This window comes from Demequina sp. (assembly GCF_049841215.1).
In the GTDB taxonomy this organism is placed as follows: Bacteria; Actinomycetota; Actinomycetes; order Actinomycetales; family Demequinaceae; genus Demequina.
This window is the reverse complement of sequence record NZ_JASGEO010000005.1, coordinates 224,228-244,325: the sequence shown is the minus strand read 5'-3', so window position 1 is coordinate 244,325 and position 20,098 is coordinate 224,228. Positions and strand designations below refer to the sequence as shown.

The window sequence follows — 20,098 nt, the reverse complement described above, 5'->3', positions numbered from 1 at the left end:
AGAGCCTGCTCTTGGGCGATTGGCGCAGCGGTAGCGCGCTTCCCTGACACGGAAGAGGTCACTGGTTCGATCCCAGTATCGCCCACTGGATGAGGGGTCGGTTTGGCAGGATTTCCTGGCAGCCGGCCCTTCTGCTTTCCCCGTAGCATCGTGGCGTGCCCCCTCAATCGCCGTTGCCAGCGCGCCACGGGCTAACGGCCGCCCGGGTTCGCACCCCCGATCGCGACCCCGCCCAACCGGCGCCGTGGCACACGATGGGCGAGTGGCTCCGTCACAAGCTCCCGGACTACGTGGACGTGGACGACATGTTCGCGAGGGAGTGCTTCGTGAACGACGCGGGGCAGCCGATTCGTGCCGACGACCCCTACGCGCAGCAACAGTTCGTGTGGTTCCACCGCGATCTGCGAGACGAGCCTCACGTGCCCGGCGAGATCGCCATTCTCCACCGCGACGAGCGGCTGGTGGTGGTGGACAAGCCGCCCTTTCTCTCGACAATTCCGCGAGGCCGCCACGTGATGCAGAGCGTTGTGGTGCGCCTTCGTGACTCCCTTGGGCTCCCGGAACTGGCGCCGGTTCACCGGCTGGACCGCGGCACCTCTGGCGTGCTCATGCTCACCACCCAGGCGCAATGGCGAGGCGCGTACCAAGGCCTCTTTGAGCGTCGGGCCGTACACAAGACCTACTGGGCGCTCGCGCCCGTGCGGGACGATCTCGCCTTTCCGCTCGAGGTTCACAACCACATTCGCAAGGAGCGTGGAGTGGTGCGTGCAGAGGTGATTCCCGCCGCTCCCGTGAACGCACAGACGCTCGTTGAGTTGGTTGACCGGGTGGGGGAGAACGGCGTCTACCGACTGACGCCGGCGACGGGCCGCACGCATCAGCTGCGCGTGCACATGGCGGGATTGGGGATACCGATCATCAACGACCCCCTCTACCCGGACGTTCTTGACATCGCGATCGACGACTTCAGCACCCCGCTGCAGCTTCTCGCGGGCGAGCTGGCGTTCACGGACCCGGTGGACGGCACGGAGCGGCGCTTCCGCAGCGAGCGCTCGTTTCCCCTCGCCTAGCGCGCCGCGCGGACGCGAGATATCGTCGCAAGTGGCGTCACCGACGACGTCGACTGAGGAGGAGTCATGGACACCAACGACATGATGAAGAAGGCCCAGGAGATGCTGGGCAATGTTTCTGACGAGCAGATCGACGAATACGCGGAACAGCTCAAGGGCAAGACGCCGGACAACATGGACGACAAGGTCGACATGGCTGCTGACTTCCTCAAGGACCACAACGACAAGTAGTCCTGGGCTAGATGAGAACTTTCTCATCTAGCCCTCACGGTCCTTACCAACCGCGCGCACCATGCTGGCGTCGTGAAGACCGCTGGCGCGCCCCTCGAAGGCTGGCACGAGTGCGTCCGTGAGGCGCTCGCCGCCTCCGGTGCGGAGGTGATCAGCCTCCACGTTGACGCGGTGCATCGCAGGCCCGGTGCGGAAACCTCTCTGGGAGTGGTCGCGCACACGGATCGTGGCGAGCACTACCTGGTGGTGACCGACGCTGAACTTGAGCCGAGCGCTGAGGTCACCGTAGCGTCGGGCAACGGCGTGCGATACGCCATGTGGGCGCACCCTGCCGATCCAGCGCTTCCTGGGCTCGCGGCTGCAAGCACGCCGGAAGCGTTGAGTGAACTGCTGGGCGAGCCTGTGCGTGACGTGGACTTCCTTGCCTACCGCCCTATGCGCAGGGCCGTGTTGCGCGCCCACCTCGATGGCTCAACGAGATACGTGAAGGTGGTGCGCCCGGCCGCGGCCGAGCGCAATCTCGCGGCGTCACTTGCGCTCGGGACGGCCACGGTGCCCGTCACGGACCACGGCAGTGGGGTGCTGTCCATGCCGGCCGCGCATGGAGAGCCTCTCGACGAGCTGGCACACGCCGGGCGCTTGCCTGCGGCCGCAGATCTTGTGCGGATGGTGGACCGCGCGCTCGACGCCATTGCCGACAGCGCAATGACGCTCAAGCCGCGCCCAAGCTGGACTGATCGCCGTGCGGATTACGCCGCACAGGCAGTGCTCGTGGGCCTGGATGCACGGATTGTGGAGCGTGTGCTGGACGCCGTGCAGGCCGCTCCCGCTCCTGGACCGGTCGTGCCCACCCACGGAGACGTGAATGCCGCGAACGTGTGGCTGGACCTGGCAACGGGAGAAGTGTCATGCCTCATCGACGCCGACACCGTGGGGCCGGGATACCGTGTGGACGACCACGCGTGCCTCGTGGCGCACCTCGTGGCGTCCAGCCGCATGGGAGACGGACCGCTGCCGGCGCTCGGCGCCTACGCGTGGGACTACGCACAGGTCGCTTTCGCCCGCGCGGGCAACGAGTCGGGATACGCGCGCGCCGCCGCCGTCCTGTTGTCGCTGGCGGCCACCACGGAAGACACGGCCGCCGCGCGCCGCTGGATGGACGCCGCAGACGAGTTCGCGAGCGCGTCGATGAGAGGTCTCTCACCTGCCTCTCCTCGTCTCCTCAGCGGCGCTCGCAACGATGAACGTATGCCCGTACTGGCGGGGCAGTCACAGAGAAAAGGATGATGACGATGGAAACGAAGACGATTTGGGTCCTCACCGGAACCCTCGGTTTGATGGCGGTGAGCGCTGGCGCCGCGGTGGCCGACGCTGGCGTCCTCGGGCGTACCAACGACACCAAGTCTGTGGGAGTGGAGGTCTCGGCCAAGCCCACGCCGAGCGCGTCCGTGACCTCTCTTGTGGTGGGCGTCAGCACCATCACGCCTAAGTCCGCGATCACCACGGCGAGTGCGGCGACGCCGCAGACCACGGCCACGGCAAAGACCCCGGTGAGCGTTCAGACCACGGCTACGCCGAAGTCCCCGGTCAGCACCAAGTCACCCGTGACCCCCAAGTCGCCGGTCAGCACCAAGTCACCCGTGACCCCCAAGTCTCCGGTGAGCACGGCGTCTCCCGTGACGCCAAAGTCTGCGGCTAGCGCGAACTAGCACCCCTAGAAACGGGCGGCAGGGCCACATCGTGGCGGCCCTGCCGCCCGTTGCTGTGTGTGCGGGCCGTTACGTGAGGCGATACCCCATGCCGCGCACCGTCTCGAGCCGATCCGTGCCGATCTTCTTGCGCAGATAACGGACGTACACGTCCACCACGTTCGAGTTGGGGTCAAAGTCATACCCCCACACGCGCGAGAGCAACTGGGCGCGGCTCAGCACCGCGCCAGGGTTGCGCAGGAAGGTCTCCGCGAGCGCAAACTCCCTGGCAGTGAGCACGCTCGTGACGCCGTTCGCCCTGATGGTGCGCTCTTTGAGGTCGAGCGCAATGTCGCCGTGGGTGAGGATGTGCGCGGACTGTTCCACGGGAGCCGCTGCCCGTAAGCGCAGCCGAATCCGCGCGAGCAGCTCCTCAAAGCGGAAGGGCTTTGGCATGTAGTCGTCGGCTCCGCCCTCGAGACTCGCGAGAGTGGCCGACGGTGTGGTCCTCGCCGTCAGCACGATGACCGGCGTGGTGACGCCTTGTCCGCGCATTGAGGCGAGAGCGTCAAGCCCGTCGATGTCCGGCAAGCCGAGGTCGAGCACGATGAGGTCAGCGTCGCCTTCCGTGGCGTGGAAGATGCCGTCCGCGCCCGTCGGCGCCCACAGCGTGGTGAACCCCTCCGCACGAAGGCCCTTCTCGACAAACGAGGCGATGCGCTGCTCGTCCTCGACGATGAGGATGGTTGTCACTGCTCCGGCTCCTGTTCTGCGGCCCAACGGGGAAGCGAGATCTCGAATGTGGCTCCCTCTCCAGGGGACGAGTCCACGGTTACCGTTCCGTGGTGTGCTGCCGCGATCGCGGACACGATCGGCAACCCAAGCCCCGCACCCTCGAGGCGCTGGCCAGAGCGCTCGAAGCGATCGAAGATGCGGTCTTGTTCTTCTTTTGCGATGCCAACGCCTTGGTCCGCTACCCACAGCACCACAGCGTCGGCCGTTGCGCGTGAGCCAAGCGTGACAATCGAGCCGGCGGACGAGAACTTCACCGCATTCGCGGCGAGCTGAAGCCACGCCTGCGTCAGCCGTTGCGCGTCGCCCAGCACTTGCGCGTCCGTGCGCTCGGCCACGCGCCACTCGCGGTCGCCGAGCGCCCGTGCCTTCTCGGCCACATCATCGGTGAGCGGCCCAACGTCGCAGGGATCAAGGCGCACGAAGTCCGGCTGGTCCGTGACCGCGAGGGTGAGCAGATCGTCGATGAGCCTGCTCATCCTGTCCAGCTCGTCAAGCGCGATGGCGCGGGTCTCCTCCACGTCTTCCGGCCCCATCACTTCAAGGTGGCCACGGATGACCGTCACCGGCGTTCGCAGCTCGTGGCTCACGTCGTCGAGAAGCGCGCGTTGCGCGGCCGCAGAGTCGTCGAGGCGGTCAAGCATCGAGTTCACGGAGCGTGTCATCTGGGTGAGTTCGTCCCTGCCCTGCTCGGGGATGCGCTCCGAGCTGCCGGCGTCGCCGATCCGGTCCGCGGCATCCGCAAGGGTGCGCACAGGTCCCAGGATGCGCCCGCCAATGAGCCACCCAAAGGCGGCGATGAGCGCCACTGCGGCTACCGCCACGAAGATGTAGGTGCGAAATACGCGCTGGAAGCCCTCGAGCTCCGCGGACTTGTCGTAGCCCACCACCTGAGCGGCGGTAGCCGTTGTGCCCGCCGAGCCTGCCACGCTCACGGGAATGACGAGCACGCGATAGGTGGTGGTGTCGGTGGTGATGTCCGTAAGGGTCGATTCGGCGTGCGTGGTGAGCGGCTCCAACGCCTCGAGTAGCTGCTTGTCGCTGTCGAGGGCCACGGCGGCGTCGCGAGAACGGAAAGACAGCTTTCCATCAACGAACCCAAGCAACCCCTCATTGCCTTGAGTGACCACGCGCTCCATCGAGGCGCGTAGGAGCTCCTCGGGAGTGGAGAAGGCCTTGCCCGTGTCTGGGTTGGTGCCTTCGGCGGCGAGGCGCTCAAACTCGGCGGCGCTTGAAAGGAGGTCGTCGTCGATGCTGTTGGTGACTTGCACGGCTTGCAGCGCGGCCGCCGTGATCCCTGCCACGACCAGCGCGGCCGCAGTCAGCAGCACCAGCGTGAGCACAACACGCACGCGAATGGGCACACCCATACGGGCTGAACTCTCGCGCGACATCATCCCCAAGGGTACGTGCCCAGATGGCACCGGCGCAGGGCCGACACCCGATGTCGGTAGCATCAGTTGTGCAATCGCGCGTCTGCGCGGCCAAACCCTAAGGAGCCGAAAGTGCCTGCAGTAGTCCTGACCGTCGACGGAGTCGAGCGATCGGTTGAGCAGGGCACGACGGCCGCCGACCTTTTCGCTGACAGGCCCGACGTTGTGGTTGCGCGGGTGAACGGCGATCTGTGGGATTTGGCTCGGGTTCTGCCCGAGGAGGCTTCGGTGGAGGCCGTCACCATTTCGGAGCCAGACGGCCTCATGGTGCTCCGCCACTCGACGGCCCACGTCTTGGCGCAAGCGGTCCAGCAGATCAACCCCTCTGCCAAGTTGGGAGTGGGCCCTCCCATCGAGAACGGCTTCTACTACGACTTCGACGTCGAGACCCCGTTCACCCCGGAGGACCTCAAGAACCTTGAGAAGGCGATGCAGCGCATCCAGCGGGAAGGCCAGGCGTTCGTTCGCCGCGAGGTCACCCGCGAAGAGGCGCTTGCCGAACTGGCCCACGAGCCGTACAAGTGCGAGCTGCTCTCACAATCCACTGAGGGGGCAGAGGGCGCGTCCGTAGAGATTGGCGATGGCGACATCACCATCTACGACAACGTCCGACGTGGGGGAGAGGTGGCCTGGAAGGACCTGTGCCGCGGCCCGCACGTGCCGTCCACCAAGGTGCTTGGCATCGGCTGGTCGCTCATGCGCTCCGCTGCCGCCTACTGGAAGGGCTCGGAGAAGAACCCACAGCTGCAGCGCGTCTACGGCACCGCGTGGCCCTCGAAGGACGAGCTTGTGGCATACAAGGAGCGCCTCGCCGAGGCCGAGCGCCGTGACCACCGCAGGCTCGGCAGCGAGCTTGATCTGTTCTCGTTCCCCGACGCGATTGGCTCTGGTCTTCCGGTGTTCCACCCCAAGGGCGGAATCATCCGCATGGAGATGGAGCAGTACTCTCGCCAGCGTCACGTCGAGGGTGGCTACGAGTTCGTTAACACGCCTCACGCCACCAAGGGACGCCTCTTCGAAATCTCGGGCCACCTCGACTGGTACGCGGAGGGAATGTACCCGCCCATGCACCTCGACGAGGAGCGTGACGCGGAGGGCAACATCACCAAGCAGGGCCAGGACTACTACCTCAAGCCCATGAACTGCCCCATGCACAATCTGATCTTTGATGCGCGAGGGCGCTCATATCGCGAGCTCCCGCTGCGCCTGTTCGAGTTCGGGTCGGTGTACCGCTACGAGAAGTCCGGCGTGGTGCACGGCATGACCCGGGCGCGTGGCTTCACCCAGGACGACGCTCACATCTACTGCACCAAGGAGCAGATGCGCGACGAGCTCACCTCGCTGCTCACCTTCGTGCTCGACCTGCTCAAGGACTACGGCCTCGAGGACTTCTACCTCGAGCTCTCCACCCGCAACCCGGAGAAGTCCGTGGGAAGCGACGAGGCATGGGAAGAGGCAACTGAAACGCTGCGCGAAGTCGCCGTAGCGTCGGGCCTTGATCTTGTTCCCGATCCCGGTGGTGCGGCGTTCTACGGACCAAAAATCTCCGTACAGGCGCGAGACGCCATTGGCCGTACATGGCAGTTGTCGACCATCCAGTTGGACTTCAACCTGCCAGAGCGCTTCGGACTCGAGTACATGGCAGCCGACGGCACGCGCCAGCGTCCCGTGATGATTCACCGCGCGCTGTTCGGGTCCATCGAGCGTTTCTTCGCGATCCTCACCGAGCACTATGCGGGCGCGTTCCCAGTGTGGCTAGCGCCCGTACAGGTAAAGCTGATCCCCGTGGCGGAGCCGTTCAACGACTACCTCGCGGACGTTGCCTCCCAACTCCGCGCCCAGGGTGTGCGGGTTGAACTGGACGCGAGTGACGAGCGCTTCCCCAAGAAGATCCGCAACGCGTCAAAGGAGAAGGTGCCTTTCACGCTTATCGCAGGTGGCGAGGACGCCGAGGCGGGTGCAGTGTCTTTCCGCTTCCGTGACGGCAGCCAAGACAACGCGGTGCCGGTGGCGGATGCCGTGGCGAGGATTGTCGAGGCCGTGCGCACCAAGGCCCAGGTGTAGTCCGTGCCAGAGGTTGTCGATTCGGAGTTCACGGGCGGCGAGCCGGACGGGTTCGAACGCTTGTGGACCCCGCACCGCATGGCGTACGTGCGCAATGCGTCGTCGCGGCCTCCCATGGAGGGCGAGCATGAGTGCCCGCTGTGCAAGAAGGTCTCCGACGACGATCGCGCCCACCTTGTGGTGCACCGCGGCACCACGTGTTACGTGGTGCTCAACCTGTACCCGTACAACCCCGGTCACCTCATGGTCTGCCCCTACCGGCACATCGGGTGGTACACCGAGGCCACGGACGCCGAACGCGATGAGATGGGCGTGCTGACGCAGAAGGCGATGCGCGTGTTGCAGTCCGTGAGCGGCACCAAGGGCTTCAACATTGGGATGAATCAGGGAGTGACGGGCGGCGCGGGCATCTCTGAGCACCTGCACCAGCACGTGGTCCCGCGGTGGGTGGGGGACTCGAACTTCCTGCCCATCATCGCCAAGACCAAGGCGCTTCCTGAGCTGCTTGATGACACGTGGGCGCGCGTGAGCGCCGCCTGGAAAGAGAGCGACTAGGTGTTGGGTTGGCTGCGTCCCGTGATGGGCGCCATCTGGAAGGCACCTGCGCGCGGGCTGCTGGCCCTTGGGGTGCATCCCAACGTCATGACGCTCGTCGGCACGGCCGGCGTGATGTTTGGAGCGCTGTTCTTCTTCCCCAAGTACGGCGACAACGAGATGGCGCTGTTCTGGGGGGTCATGGTGATCACGTTCTTTGTGCTCACCGACATGCTCGACGGCACCATGGCGCGTCTCGGCAACAAGTCCTCGCGCCTAGGCGCGTTCCTCGACTCCACGATGGATCGCGTGGCCGACGCGGCCATTTTCGGTGCGCTGGTGTTCGCGTTCATGGATGAGAACCGGCTGACGGCCACCGCGGCGCTTGTGTGCCTCGTCGTTGGCGGCCTGGTGCCGTATTCGCGCGCCCGCGCGGAGTCCATCGGTGTGGATGCCAAGGGCGGGCTCGCCGAGAGGTCCGATCGCCTCGTTATTGGCCTGGTCGCCACGGGACTCGTGGGACTCGGGCTTCCGCTCGCGGTGCTTACCTGGACCCTGTGGGTGCTCGCGTTGCTGGGCACCATCACCGTGGTGCAACGCATCTTCAAGGTGGTCTCCGCAGCTCGCCGCGACCCCGAATGGAACAAGGACCTCGATCGCCCAGTGGAGCGTGAGCCGCACGCATGAACTCGCTGCTGCTGGCGATGCGGGTCTCCCGGTACCTGCCGCGCTCGGTGGTGCGCGCGGGGGCGTGGGCGGGCGCCAATGTGGGGTGGCTGCGCAATGGGCGCAGCCGTCAACGCCTCGAGGCCAACCTGCACCGCGTCACGGGACTTTCGGGGCGGGAGCTCTCACGGCTGTCGCGGCAAGGACTCATCACCTCCGCGCGGTACTACGCCGAGGTGCTCGAGATGCCGCGCATCACGCCCTCGCAAGCCGACGCGCGCGTGCGCATCCTCAACCCTGAGCCCGCCATTCCGGCCATCCACGAGGGCGGCGGAACCGTCATTGCGCTCGGCCATTGCGGCAATTGGGACATGGTGGGCTACACGTCCACACGCGCGATCCTGCCCGTGACCTCAGTCGCCGAAGTGCTTAAGCCGCGTGAGGTGTTCGATGAGTTTGTCGCGCTCCGCAATCGCATCGGCATCCGGATCTACGGCCACGAGGGTTCGGCAACATTCCGAGAACTGCTCCGCGAGGCCAAGGGATCTCAGCCGCGCATCATCGCTCTCGTCTCTGATCGCGACCTGAGCGGCTCTGGCATCGAGGTCACGATGTGGGGGCAGCGCGTCAAAGTGGCACCGGGCGCCGCTGCCGTCGCCAAGGCCGCCAACCGCCCGCTGTTGCCGCTCATGGTCTATTCCGAGCGCCTGAGGGGAGCACGCCGTCGGTCCGCGCGCTCGCGCTGGGGATACGTCATGCATTTTGGCCCCGTTTTGCAGCCGCGTGATTTTGATGGGCCCGACGCTGTGGCTGAGTTGTCCCAAGCCTGGACGGCGTGGCTGGCACAGGGGATCGCGGAGCACCCCCAGGATTGGCACATGCTGCAGCGCTTTGGGTGGATGGACGCTGTCGAGGAGGCGACGTGAGGATCGGGATTGTCTGCCCGTACTCGCTGGATCGCCCTGGCGGTGTTCAGCTGCACGTGCTTGACCTCGCGGAGGCGCTCATTGCGCGCGGCCACCACGTGTCCGTGCTCGCGCCTGCCGGTGAGGACACGGACATTCCGCCGTACGTGTTCTCTGCGGGGCGGTCCGTGCCGATTCGCTACAACGGGTCTACGGCCAGGCTCACGTTTGGCATGGTCGCCGCTGCGCGCGTGCGGTTGTGGCTTGGTGAGGGTGAGTTCGACGTGGTGCACCTGCACGAGCCCGGTGCGCCGTCGCTGAGCCTCATCGCGATGTGGGCCCGCGTGGGCCCAACGGTGGCGACGTTCCACACCTCGAACGACGACTCGCAGATCATGCGCATTGCCAAGCCGTGGATCAAGCCGGGATACGAGGAACTCGATGCGCGGATTGCGGTGTCTCCTTCGGCGGCCGCGACGATCCGCGAGCACTTGCGCATCGAGGCCACGCACATCATTCCCAATGGGGTGGATACCAGCGCCTTTGTGTCAGCTGTGCCATCCCAGCGGTGGCAAGGCACGGCGGACGCTCCCACGGTGGGAATCTTGGGCCGCATGGATGAGCCGCGCAAGGGGCTCGACGACTTCTTGGCGATGATTCCCGCGGTGCGGGAGTCGATTCCGAACGCGCGCTTCTTGGTTGCGGGCCGCTTCAGCGATCGCATCGCGGCGCGGGCCGCACGAGCAGGGGCCGAGGTGATCGGCGAGCTCGACGAGGCGCAGAAGGCCAGCTTCATGAGCTCCGTTGACGTGTACTGCGCCCCCAACCTCGGCGGCGAATCCTTCGGCATCGTCCTGGTCGAGGCAATGGCCTCCGGGGCGGCCGTCGTCGCGAGCGACCTCACGGCCTTCAAAGACGTGGCCACGGCGAAAGGCGGGGGATACGCGGTAGCCCTCCACGCCGTCGGCGATAGTGCAGACCTTGCCCGCACCGTACGTGGCCTGCTCGAGCACCCGGACGCCAGGGCCGAGCTCTCGGTGCGTGGCCGCAAGGTGGCCGCGGCATTCGACTGGTCCAACGTGGCGCCCCGTGTAGAGGCCACGTACCGCGACGCCATTAGGATGGATGCCGAGTTCCATCCCCACCCACCCAAGGAAGAGTCATGAGCAGCGACGTCACCCCCCAGTCCGCGCAGGTCGGCACCGATCTGGTCAAGCGAGGCATGGCCGAGATGCTCAAGGGCGGCGTGATCATGGACGTCGTGACGCCAGAGCAGGCGCGCATCGCGGAGGACGCGGGCGCTGTGGCCGTTATGGCGCTCGAGCGCGTCCCCGCCGACATTCGCGCCCAGGGTGGCGTGGCCCGCATGAGCGACCCCGACCTCATTCAGGGCATCATCGACACCGTCTCCATCCCCGTGATGGCCAAGGCGCGCATCGGCCACTTCGTTGAGGCGCAGGTGTTGCAGAGCCTGGGCGTGGACTACGTGGACGAGTCCGAGGTGCTCACACCCGCCGACTACACCCATCACATCGACAAGTGGCAGTTCACGGTTCCGTTCGTGTGCGGCGCCACCAACCTTGGCGAGGCGCTGCGCCGCATCTCCGAGGGCGCGGCGATGATCCGCTCCAAGGGCGAGGCCGGCACCGGCGACGTCTCCAACGCCACCACGCACATGCGCCAGATTCGCCAGCAGATTGCCGCGCTGACGGCGCTGCCCAAGGACGAGCTTTACGTAGCCGCCAAGGAACTGCAGGCTCCGTTGCAGCTGGTGCAGGAGATCGCGGAGACCGGCAAGCTTCCCGTGGTGCTGTTCACCGCTGGCGGCATCGCCACGCCCGCGGATGCGGCGATGATGATGCAGCTTGGCGCCGAGGGCGTGTTCGTTGGCTCCGGCATCTTCAAGTCCGGAAACCCCGCGGAGCGTGCCGCCGCGATCGTCAAGGCCACCACGTTCTACGACGACCCCGCGGTGATCGCGGACGTCTCTCGTGGGCTCGGCGAGGCGATGGTTGGCATCAACGTTGACGATGTGCCGGAGCCGCACCGCCTTGCCGAACGCGGCTGGTAGCAGGCCCGACGCTGTGGGCACCTCTTCTCCGGAGGTTGCCGACCGCATCGAGCGCCTTGGTGCGCGGGTGCTCTTGCTCGACGGTTCCGGGCGGCTGCTCTTGGTGCGTGGGCACGATCCGCATCAGCCCGAGCGCTCCTTTTGGTTCACGCCAGGTGGCGGCATCGAGGCGGGGGAGTCCCCGCGCGAGGCCGCGGTGCGCGAGTTGGCCGAGGAGACCGGGTACGTGCTCGAGCCCGGTGAGCTTGTAGGGCCGGTGTGGCTGCGCACCGCCGTCTTCGACTTTGCGAGCCGCCCCTATACCCAGCACGAGCAAATCTTTGTTGGCCTGCTTGCTGATGCGGAACGTCGGCCGCGTGCCGGAGTGGAGTTCACCGCAGACGAGCACGAGGCGCTCGACGAGGTGACGTGGCTCTCGCATGCTGAGGTTGCCGCCGAGCCGCGCGAGGTGTTCCCCGACGTGCTGCGTGAGCCGTGGGACTGGTTCGTCTCGTGGGATGGCGTCCCGCGAAATCTGGGGGTGCAACCCGAATGACCTCCATAGGTGTGCTGGCGTTGCAGGGCGACGTGCGTGAGCACGTCTTTGCGCTGGAGCGGGTTGGCGTTGACGCTCCGCGAGTGCGGCGTCTCGCGGAGTTGGAAGCTGTGGATGGGCTCATCATCCCTGGTGGCGAGTCCACCACTATCGACAAGTTGCTGCGCGCCTTTGGGCTGTTTTCGCCGCTGCGCGAGCGCATTGCCGGCGGCATGCCCGTGTTGGGCTCGTGCGCGGGAATGATCATGCTTGCCACCGACATCATTGGCGGCATTCACGATCAGCAGAGCCTTGCGGCGATCCCCATGACGGTGCGGCGAAACGCGTTTGGGCGGCAAGTGGACTCCGCTGAGGTGGAGCTCACATGGCAGCCGGACGGCTCGCTCATGCACGCCACGTTTATCCGTGCTCCGTGGGTTGAGGCGTGGGACGAGTCCGTAGAGGTGCTTGCGACGGCGACCGGGCCGGACGGTTCTCCTCACCCCGTCGCGGTGCGCCACGGCAACGCGCTCGCCACGAGCTTCCACCCGGAGATTCACGCTCCTGGCGCGGTGCCAGACGACCGGGTGCACCGCCTGCTCGCCGAACTGGCGTCCCGCGCGTAGGCGCGGGACGTACCGGGGTTGCCCGCCCAGCCAGCCACAGCGTCGGGCAACGCGCGCACCGTCCGGGCTCAAGCGTCGGCCCACCTGCAAGCTCTCCAACAACGACACGCGCGACGCGCCGGTGGGAGAGCCTCCTGGGGCCCGACACGCCGGGCGACACGCCGAACAGTTGTTGGAGAACTTGCAGTGCGAGGTTCCTTGATTTGCTTGAATCTAGGTTCTAGCCTTGATGCATGTTCGTGATCACGGCAGATCAGCGCGCCAGCACCCGCACGGGTGAACACGTCGACGAGCTCGCGGAACGCTTGCGTCCCTGGTTCCGGCGCTGGGCTGGGCACGTCGCGCTACCGCTAGAGCGCACGGTGGGCGACGAGGTGCAAACGGTCCTTACCAGCGCCGACGCTGCGCTCGACCTCTCGCTGACGTTGCTACGCGCGATGGATTGGTCGGTAGGCGTGGGGGCTGGGGCGGTTGACGAACCCTTGGGTGAGAGCGCGCGCGCAAGTTCCGGCGCGGCGTTCGTGGCCGCGCGCAAGGCGGTGGAGCAGGCGAAGCTCAAGTCGGAGCCGGTGCCACTCGTCGTGGTGGGCTCACATGCGGGCGCTTCGGAAGCGGCGACGGCGGTGGCGCAACTGTTGGGAGCGCTCGTGCGGAGGCGCTCCGACGCGGGATGGGAGGTCGCGGACCTCCTCGAGGACGGTGTCACCCAGCGCGAGGTGGCGGCCAAGCTCGGTGTCTCTGACCAAGCGGTGAGCCAGCGCGTCGCGTCCGCGATGATCGACGAAGAGCGCCGTGCACGGCCCGTTGCGATCAGGCTCATCGACGCGGCGGGGAGGTAACCATGTGGGCTGTTGTGATCGTCATCTCGCTTGCTGCGCTGGCACTATCCGCGGTGGTCGGCTGGGCGCTCGTGAAATGGGTGTTCCAGCGCATCAGCCCTGCTCCTACGCCGGGTGTGTTGCGTGGTGGCACGTGGATTGGCGTTCTTGAGCGGGTGCTCATCACAGGCGGCATCCTGGTTGGCATGCCCGAGGTCATCGCCGTGGTGATCGCCGTGAAGGGCCTTGGCCGCTACCCAGAGCTGCGCGAAACAGACGATGACCTGCGCGGCGGAGTCGCAGAACGCTTCATCATCGGCACTCTCACGAGTTTCCTCGTAGCCGCCGCGATCGGAGTAGGCGGCCGAGCGCTCATCCTCGCAATCTCCTGACGCACCCGATCACCCCTCCACACACCGCGATCACCCCTCCACACGCCGCGATCACCCCTCCACACAAAGTGGGGTGGAACAGCCCAGAATCAGTGTGATCGTCCCGATAATCGCGGCGTTGTGTGGAGAGGTATTCGCCGTGTGTGGAGGGGTGATTGGGTGGCGCGTCTAGACTGGTCGCCAGTCAAGAAACCAAGGAGCATCGTGTCCGGGCATTCCAAATGGGCAACCACCAAGCACAAGAAGGCCGTCGTTGACGCCAAGCGCGCCAAGTTGTTCGCCAAGTTGATCAAGAACATCGAGGTTGCTGCGCGCACGGGCGGTGGGGACCTCGCTGGCAACCCGACGCTGTTTGACGCGGTGCAGAAGGCCAAGAAGTCTTCGGTTCCGAACGACAACATTGACCGCGCGGTCAAGCGCGGCAGTGGCGCAGAGGGCGGCGGCGCCGACTACGAAACCATCATGTACGAGGGCTATGGCCCCAACGGCGTGGCGGTTCTCATCGAGTGCCTCACCGACAACCGCAACCGCGCCGCGGGCGAGGTTCGCGTTGGCCTTACGCGCAACGGCGGCTCACTCGCGGACCCCGGCTCCGTGAGCTATCTCTTCAGCCGCAAGGGCCAGGTCATCGTCGACAAGGCGGGCGGCGTCACCGAGGACGACCTCATGGAGGCCGCCCTCGACGCCGGTGCTGAGGAGATCAACGACCTCGGCGACTACTTCGAGATCATCTCCGAGGCCACCGACTTTGTCGCCGTCCGCACCGCGCTCCAAGAGGCCGGAATCGACTACGAGCAGGCGGAGGCAACCTTCCTTCCGTCGGTGAAGATCGAGGTGGACGTCGAGGGAGCCCGCAAGGTGCTCAGGCTCATCGACGCGCTCGAGGACAGCGACGACGTCCAGAACGTGTGGGCCAACTTCGACGCCTCCGACGAGGTGCTCGAGGCCGCCGAAGCGTAAACCGCGTGCGCGTCCTCGGCGTTGACCCCGGCCTCACACGCTGCGGCCTGGGAATCGTCGACATTGAGGGCCGACGGGTCAACTTGGTAAGCGTGAGCGTTGCCGCCACGCCAAGCACCTGGGAGACGCCCGCCCGCCTCGCGTCGATTGCGGACGCCGTTGACGCGCTGCTCGCGGAATTCACACCGGACGCGGTTGCCATGGAACGGGTATTCGCCCAACACAATGTGCGCACGGTGATGGGTACGGCTCAGGCCTCAGGCGTGGTCATGCTCGCCGCGGAGCGCGCGGGCCTTCCGCTCAGCCTCTACACGCCAAGCGAGGTCAAGGCGGCGGTCACCGGCGAAGGCCGCGCCGCAAAGCCCCAAGTGGGCTTCATGGTTGCGCGCATCCTTGGGCTCACCGATCCCCCCAAGCCGGCCGACGCTGCGGACGCCCTCGCGATTGCCATCACCCATGGTTGGCGTGGCAAGGCGCAGGGCGCGGCCACGGCCGCGCAAGAGCGCTGGGCGGCCGCAGAGAAGGCGGCGAACGGCCAGGCGGCGAGCCGCCAGACGGCGCGCCGCCGCTGAACTGTCACCGCAAGCCCCTACGGTATTCGTACATACGTTCGAAAGGCTTGGCGGCAATGGGGACCATCGCGTGATCGCGCAACTCACCGGATCCGTGGCGCATGTTGGCGCCACGAGCGCCGTTATCGACGTCAATGGCGTCGGCATGCTCGTTCTGTGCACCCCCGCGACTCTCGCGGGAATCCGCACCGGCCAACAAGTGACGCTCCACACGCAGTTGGTTGTTCGAGAGGATTCACTCACACTGTTCGGCTTCGCCACGGCGAGCGAGCGTGACGCCTTCGAGACCCTGCAATCCGTGCAGGGTGTTGGCCCCAAGCTCGCGCTTGCGATGCTCGCGGTGCACGCGCCAGATCAGCTCGCGGCGGCGGTGGCGGCGGGGGACAGGAGTGCCCTCGAGCGGGTGCCCGGGGTTGGCGCGAAGGTTGCGTCCAGGCTGTTGCTGGAGCTTGGTGGCAAGCTTGTGATCGACGCGACGGCCCCCACGTCCGCGGGCGACGCTCGCGGCCAGGTAGTCGACGCCCTCGTGAGCCTCGGCTGGAACGCGAAGGCCGCGGCGAGCGCCGTGGATGCGGTGGCCGACGGCCCGGTCGCCGAGGCGGACGTGGCATCCACGCTCCGCGCGGCCCTGCAGAAGCTCGGAGGCCAGCGCTCGTGAGCGACACCGGAAGCGAGGCGTGGGAGGGCGTGGACCGCTTGGTGGCGGGCGACGCGGACGCGCTCGAGCGGTCCACGGAGGCGGCCCTGCGCCCAAGCTCGCTCCAGGAGTTCGTGGGCCAAGAATCGGTGCGTGAGCAGCTCTCGCTCGTCTTGACCGCGGCTGTCGCTCGTGGCAATGCCGCGGATCACGTGCTGCTCTCCGGCCCGCCAGGGCTTGGCAAGACCACCCTGGCGATGATCGTCGCCGGTGAGCTCGGAGCCGCCCTGCGCCTCACGTCGGGCCCCGCGATCCAGCACGCGGGCGATCTGGCGGCGATCCTGTCCTCCCTTGAGGCGGGCGACGTGCTGTTCATCGACGAGATTCACCGCCTCGCGCGCCCGGTGGAGGAGATGCTCTACCTCGCCATGGAGGACTTCCGCGTGGACGTGGTGGTGGGCAAAGGCCCTGGTGCCACGTCGATTCCTCTTACGCTGCCGGGGTTCACAGTGGTGGGCGCCACGACGCGCGCGGGACTGCTCCCAGCGCCTCTCAGGGACCGGTTTGGCTTCACCGCTCACCTCGACTTCTACTCGCCGCAAGAACTGCTTCGCATCGTGGATAGGTCCGCCGGCAAGCTTGGTTTCACGATCACGCCCGACGCTGCGGCTGAGATCGCGTCAAGGTCGCGTGGCACTCCGCGCATCGCCAACCGACTGCTGCGGCGGGTGCGGGACTACGCCGAGGTGCATGGCGACGGCGACGGGACGCTGGCGTCCGCGCGCGCCGCGCTGGAGATGTACGAGGTAGACGAGCGCGGTCTCGACCGTCTTGACCGCGCGGTGCTTACGGCGATCTGCACCCGTTTCGCTGGCGGGCCGGTTGGCCTGTCGACGCTCGCGGTGGCGGTTGGCGAGGAGGCGGAGACCGTGGAAGCGGTCGTCGAGCCGTTCTTGGTGCGCGAGGGGCTTATCACGCGCACCGCTCGCGGCAGGGTCGCGACCGCGGAGGCGTTTGCCCACATCGGTGTCAAGGGCGGCGCGTCCGGGACCTCGCGACTGTTCGAGTAGCCACGAGCTTTTTCGGGTCGCTGGTCGTGAACGCTTCGCGTACCGCCTAGAATCGTCGGGGCCCCGGTGGGCCTTCGATTGCAAAGGAAAGCTGAGTGTCAACTGTCGTCAAGGGTGCGAGGCGCGCACTCATCTGGCTAGGCGTCATCATCGTCTTCCTGTACTCCCTGCTTGCGCTCGGTGTTTTCACCGACAAGACGACGTGGACGCCGGGCCTTGGCCTGGACCTCGCGGGCGGTACCACCCTCATTTTGAAGGCGGAGCCCACGGACGGTGCCACCATCGATGCGGGCGACCTCGAGCAGGCCGTGGAGGTCATTCGCCGCCGTATCGATGCCTCCGGTGTGGTTGAGGCAGAGATCACCACGCAGGGCTCCAACACCATCGTCATCGCGATTCCCGGTACGCCGTCGGACCGCACCATTGACCTGATCCGCCAGAGCGCTCAGCTGCAGTTCCGCCCCGTGCTGATGGTGGGCGACCCCGCCGTCGTGACCGACCCGAGCGCCACGCCCACCCCCACGCCAAGCACTGATCCGAGTGCTGACCCAAGCACTGATCCCAGTGCTTCGGCGGACCCCAGCGCCACTCCAGAGCCCACCGCGAGCGCTGGGGATGACGAGACCGTCACCGATCCGGACGCCACCGCGAGCCCCGACGCCACCGCATCGCCCACGCCAAGCGTGAGCCCCTCGCCCAACCCCAGCCCGGTGCCGGGAGAGACCGATCCGTCGTCCTACGACTGGCTCACCGACGAACTGCTTGAGCAGTACAAGGCCCTTGACTGCACGAATCCTGCGAACCTCTCGGGAACAGACCTAGGTGACCCCGATGCTGGGCACGTCGCATGTGCCACCGACGGTAGCGCCAAGCTCGTGCTCGGCCCCGTTGAGCTCGATGGCTCCGACGTCAAGACGGCAACCTCTGGCCCCGCGTACGGCGCCAACGGTCAGATTCTCGGCGACTACCAGGTCAACCTCGAGTTCAACTCCGCGGGTGCGCAGACGTTCTCCGACGTCACCGAGCGCCTCTACGGGTATTACCAGGCAGATTCCACGGATGACCGCGCCCGGTTCGCGATCTTGCTCGACGGCGGCGTGATCTCGTATCCGTTCGTACAGGCGCACATCACGGGTGGAACCGCCACGATCTCTGGCGGCTTCACCCAGCAGGCTGCGCAAGAACTCGCGAACCAGTTGAAGTTCGGCGCCATCCCGCTTGATCTCACGTTGCAGACCAAGAACACGGTGAGCCCCTCGCTGGGTACAGAGCAGCTTGAGAAGGGCCTCATCGCGGGCGCCATCGGCTTGATCCTCGTGGTGATCTACTCGATGTTCCAGTACCGGGCGCTTGGCCTGGTCACAGTGGGTTCGCTGCTCGTCGCGGGCATCATCACCTACGTGCTGATCGCATTGCTCTCGTGGAGCATGGGCTATCGCCTCTCGCTTGCCGGTGTTGCGGGTCTGATCATCGCGATTGGTATCACCGCAGACTCGTTCATCGTCTACTTCGAACGCGTCAAAGATGAGCTCAGAGAGGGTCGATCGCTGCAAGCGGCGATCGACCACGGGTGGGCTCGCGCACGGCGCACCATTCTGGCCTCGGACGCCGTGAGCTTCCTCGCCGCCGTGGTTCTCTACATTCTCGCGATCGGCTCTGTGCGAGGCTTTGCCTTCACGCTTGGTCTCACAACCCTCGTCGACGTGCTCGTCGTGATCCTGTTCACGCACCCCGTGCTCGTGCTACTCGGCCGCACCAAGTTCTTTGGCGAGGGCCACAAGTGGTCCGGACTCGACCCACGCCAGCTCGGCAAATCGGCGATCTACAAGGGTCGCGGCCGCGTAACCGATGGCGCTGCCAAGGCGACGTCCCCCGCCGATGGTGGGGAAGCGTCGGGCCTCACGCTTGCGGAACGCAAAGCGGCAGCCGCAAAGGGCTCTGAGACGAACGGAGAGCAGAAGTGAAGCTCAGCCTTGCCGAATGGGGCAACCAACTGCACTCGGGTGAACGCACCTATGCGATCGTTCCCAAGCGCAAGATGTGGTTGTCCATCTCCGCCGCCGCGTTGCTCGTGTGCCTCATCGTGCTCTTCGTTAAGGGACTTAACTTTGGCGTGGACTTCACGGGCGGCAACGTGTACCAAGTTTCGGACGTCGCGAACCCCGATCCCGCGATCGCCGAAGAGGTCATCGCGGAGAACGCCCCCGACCAAGAGGCGCGCATCTCGATCCTCGGTGAGGATGACATCCGCGTGCAGATCGGCGTGGTCGACATCGAGGTCTCACGCCAGATCGAAGATGCACTCGCTGCGGCGTACGACGTCCCAGCAAATCAGGTGAGCTCGGACCAGATCGGCCCCACATTTGGCGCCGAGGTGGGCAAGAAGGCGATCCAGTCGCTCATCGTGTTCCTCATCCTTGTGGCGCTTGTCATGACGGTGTACTTCCGCGCGTGGCGCATGGCGGTTGCCGGCATCATCGCGCTGGTGCACGACCTCATCTTCACCGTGGGTATCTACGCCCTCGTGGGTTTCGAGGTCACGCCGGCATCGGTGATCGGCTTCCTGACGATTCTTGGCTACTCGCTGTATGACACCGTTGTGGTGTTCGACAAGGTGCGTGAAAACACGGAGAACCTCACCGCCCAGCACCGGTACACCTACGACGAGTTGGCGAACCTCGCGCTCAACCAGACTCTGGTGCGCTCCATCAACACGTCCGTGGTGGCGCTGCTGCCCGTGGCCGCGATTCTGTTCATCGGCTCGTTCGTGCTGGGTGCGGGAACCCTCAGGGATATCTCGCTCGCGCTGTTCGTAGGTATGGCAGTCGGCACGTATTCGTCGATCTTCGTGGCCACGCCGCTCGAGGTCACCTTGCGTGATCGCGAGGAGCGCATCGCCAAGCACACCAAGGAAGTTCTGGACATGCGTGCATCCGGAAAGTCCGACGTTGTGGTTGACGCTGAAGGTCACGTCAGGGTTGGCGCGTTGCAGCCAGGCGGGCACCAGGGTCAGGGCGCGCAACCCAAGCGCAAGGGCCGCAAGTAGACTGGTGTT

22 protein-coding genes and 1 tRNA gene are annotated in these 20,098 nt (G+C 66.1%); 21 read left to right on the top strand and 2 right to left on the bottom strand.

All coding sequences use genetic code 11. The annotated features are described in order from the left end of the window. Positions 1-13 precede the first annotated feature (13 nt). The 5 genes from QM618_RS02015 to QM618_RS01995 all read left to right on the top strand — a co-directional run bounded on the left by QM618_RS02015 (position 14) and on the right by QM618_RS01995 (position 3,010). A tRNA-Val gene (locus QM618_RS02015) sits at positions 14-85 on the top strand. Positions 86-155: 70 nt separating this feature from the next. After that, complete coding sequence (locus tag QM618_RS02010; RefSeq protein WP_428094220.1) at positions 156-1,070, top strand: pseudouridine synthase; 915 nt, start codon at positions 156-158, stop codon at positions 1,068-1,070. 66 nt (positions 1,071-1,136) lie between these two features. After that, positions 1,137-1,301, top strand: a complete 165-nt coding sequence (locus tag QM618_RS02005) for a hypothetical protein (protein WP_428094217.1) — start codon at positions 1,137-1,139, stop codon at positions 1,299-1,301. Positions 1,302-1,373: 72 nt separating this feature from the next. Next, positions 1,374-2,588 (top strand): phosphotransferase, encoded by a 1,215-nt coding sequence (locus QM618_RS02000; RefSeq protein WP_428094214.1) that lies wholly within the window; start codon positions 1,374-1,376, stop codon positions 2,586-2,588. A 5-nt stretch (positions 2,589-2,593) separates the two neighbouring features. Next, the gene (locus QM618_RS01995; protein WP_428094211.1) at positions 2,594-3,010 is read left to right on the top strand and encodes a hypothetical protein; all 417 of its coding nucleotides are present in this window, start codon (positions 2,594-2,596) and stop codon (positions 3,008-3,010) included. Positions 3,011-3,079: 69 nt separating this feature from the next. Here the strand turns inward: QM618_RS01995 and QM618_RS01990 are convergent, their stop codons facing one another. Both QM618_RS01990 and QM618_RS01985 read right to left on the bottom strand, forming a co-directional pair. Next, the gene (locus tag QM618_RS01990) at positions 3,080-3,742 is read right to left on the bottom strand and encodes a response regulator transcription factor (protein WP_428094208.1); all 663 of its coding nucleotides are present in this window, start codon (positions 3,740-3,742) and stop codon (positions 3,080-3,082) included. Beyond that, positions 3,739-5,178, bottom strand: a complete 1,440-nt coding sequence (locus tag QM618_RS01985) for a sensor histidine kinase (protein ID WP_428094205.1) — start codon at positions 5,176-5,178, stop codon at positions 3,739-3,741. Before QM618_RS01985 ends, QM618_RS01990 begins: the two co-directional genes overlap by 4 nt. Positions 5,179-5,286: 108 nt before the next feature. Between QM618_RS01985 and thrS the strand changes: the two genes are divergently transcribed. The 16 genes from thrS (at position 5,287) to secF (ending at position 20,089) form a co-directional block, all read left to right on the top strand. Next, on the top strand, positions 5,287-7,278 hold the full coding sequence (gene thrS, locus QM618_RS01980) for a threonine--tRNA ligase (RefSeq protein WP_428094201.1): 1,992 nt from the start codon (positions 5,287-5,289) through the stop codon (positions 7,276-7,278). 3 nt (positions 7,279-7,281) lie between these two features. After that, positions 7,282-7,833, top strand: a complete 552-nt coding sequence (locus QM618_RS01975; RefSeq protein WP_428094197.1) for an HIT family protein — start codon at positions 7,282-7,284, stop codon at positions 7,831-7,833. Positions 7,834-7,857: 24 nt separating this feature from the next. Beyond that, on the top strand, positions 7,858-8,499 hold the full coding sequence (gene pgsA / locus QM618_RS01970; RefSeq protein ID WP_428094492.1) for a phosphatidylinositol phosphate synthase: 642 nt from the start codon (positions 7,858-7,860) through the stop codon (positions 8,497-8,499). Continuing rightward, on the top strand, positions 8,496-9,404 hold the full coding sequence (locus tag QM618_RS01965; protein WP_428094194.1) for a phosphatidylinositol mannoside acyltransferase: 909 nt from the start codon (positions 8,496-8,498) through the stop codon (positions 9,402-9,404). Before pgsA ends, QM618_RS01965 begins: the two co-directional genes overlap by 4 nt. Continuing rightward, the gene (locus tag QM618_RS01960; protein ID WP_428094191.1) at positions 9,401-10,549 is read left to right on the top strand and encodes a glycosyltransferase family 4 protein; all 1,149 of its coding nucleotides are present in this window, start codon (positions 9,401-9,403) and stop codon (positions 10,547-10,549) included. Before QM618_RS01965 ends, QM618_RS01960 begins: the two co-directional genes overlap by 4 nt. Then, positions 10,546-11,454 (top strand): pyridoxal 5'-phosphate synthase lyase subunit PdxS, encoded by a 909-nt coding sequence (gene pdxS, locus QM618_RS01955; RefSeq protein WP_428094188.1) that lies wholly within the window; start codon positions 10,546-10,548, stop codon positions 11,452-11,454. Before QM618_RS01960 ends, pdxS begins: the two co-directional genes overlap by 4 nt. Continuing rightward, a complete protein-coding gene (locus QM618_RS01950) occupies positions 11,435-11,989 on the top strand; it encodes an NUDIX hydrolase (protein ID WP_428094185.1) in 555 nt (184 codons plus the stop codon). The genes pdxS and QM618_RS01950 overlap by 20 nt, the downstream gene beginning before the upstream one ends. Next, positions 11,986-12,594, top strand: coding sequence for a pyridoxal 5'-phosphate synthase glutaminase subunit PdxT (gene pdxT, locus QM618_RS01945; protein WP_428094180.1), 609 nt, complete (start codon positions 11,986-11,988; stop codon positions 12,592-12,594). The genes QM618_RS01950 and pdxT overlap by 4 nt, the downstream gene beginning before the upstream one ends. 233 nt (positions 12,595-12,827) lie before the next feature. Continuing rightward, entirely contained in the window at positions 12,828-13,433 is a 606-nt protein-coding gene (locus tag QM618_RS01940) for a hypothetical protein (RefSeq protein ID WP_428094177.1), read from the top strand. Between the two features lie 2 nt (positions 13,434-13,435). Then, complete coding sequence (locus QM618_RS01935) at positions 13,436-13,804, top strand: hypothetical protein (protein ID WP_428094173.1); 369 nt, start codon at positions 13,436-13,438, stop codon at positions 13,802-13,804. Positions 13,805-14,008: 204 nt separating this feature from the next. Next, positions 14,009-14,764 carry a YebC/PmpR family DNA-binding transcriptional regulator gene (locus QM618_RS01930; RefSeq protein WP_428094170.1) on the top strand — a complete coding sequence of 252 codons (756 nt, stop codon included), beginning with the start codon at positions 14,009-14,011 and terminating at the stop codon, positions 14,762-14,764. A gap of 5 nt (positions 14,765-14,769) precedes the next feature. After that, positions 14,770-15,336, top strand: coding sequence for a crossover junction endodeoxyribonuclease RuvC (gene ruvC, locus QM618_RS01925; protein ID WP_428094167.1), 567 nt, complete (start codon positions 14,770-14,772; stop codon positions 15,334-15,336). A gap of 70 nt (positions 15,337-15,406) precedes the next feature. Next, the gene (gene ruvA, locus QM618_RS01920) at positions 15,407-15,994 is read left to right on the top strand and encodes a Holliday junction branch migration protein RuvA (protein WP_428094164.1); all 588 of its coding nucleotides are present in this window, start codon (positions 15,407-15,409) and stop codon (positions 15,992-15,994) included. Beyond that, positions 15,991-17,043, top strand: coding sequence for a Holliday junction branch migration DNA helicase RuvB (ruvB, locus tag QM618_RS01915; protein WP_428094161.1), 1,053 nt, complete (start codon positions 15,991-15,993; stop codon positions 17,041-17,043). Before ruvA ends, ruvB begins: the two co-directional genes overlap by 4 nt. 95 nt (positions 17,044-17,138) lie before the next feature. Continuing rightward, on the top strand, positions 17,139-19,007 hold the full coding sequence (gene secD / locus QM618_RS01910; RefSeq protein ID WP_428094158.1) for a protein translocase subunit SecD: 1,869 nt from the start codon (positions 17,139-17,141) through the stop codon (positions 19,005-19,007). Continuing rightward, positions 19,004-20,089 carry a protein translocase subunit SecF gene (gene secF, locus QM618_RS01905; RefSeq protein WP_428094155.1) on the top strand — a complete coding sequence of 362 codons (1,086 nt, stop codon included), beginning with the start codon at positions 19,004-19,006 and terminating at the stop codon, positions 20,087-20,089. The genes secD and secF overlap by 4 nt, the downstream gene beginning before the upstream one ends. Positions 20,090-20,098 lie beyond the last annotated feature (9 nt).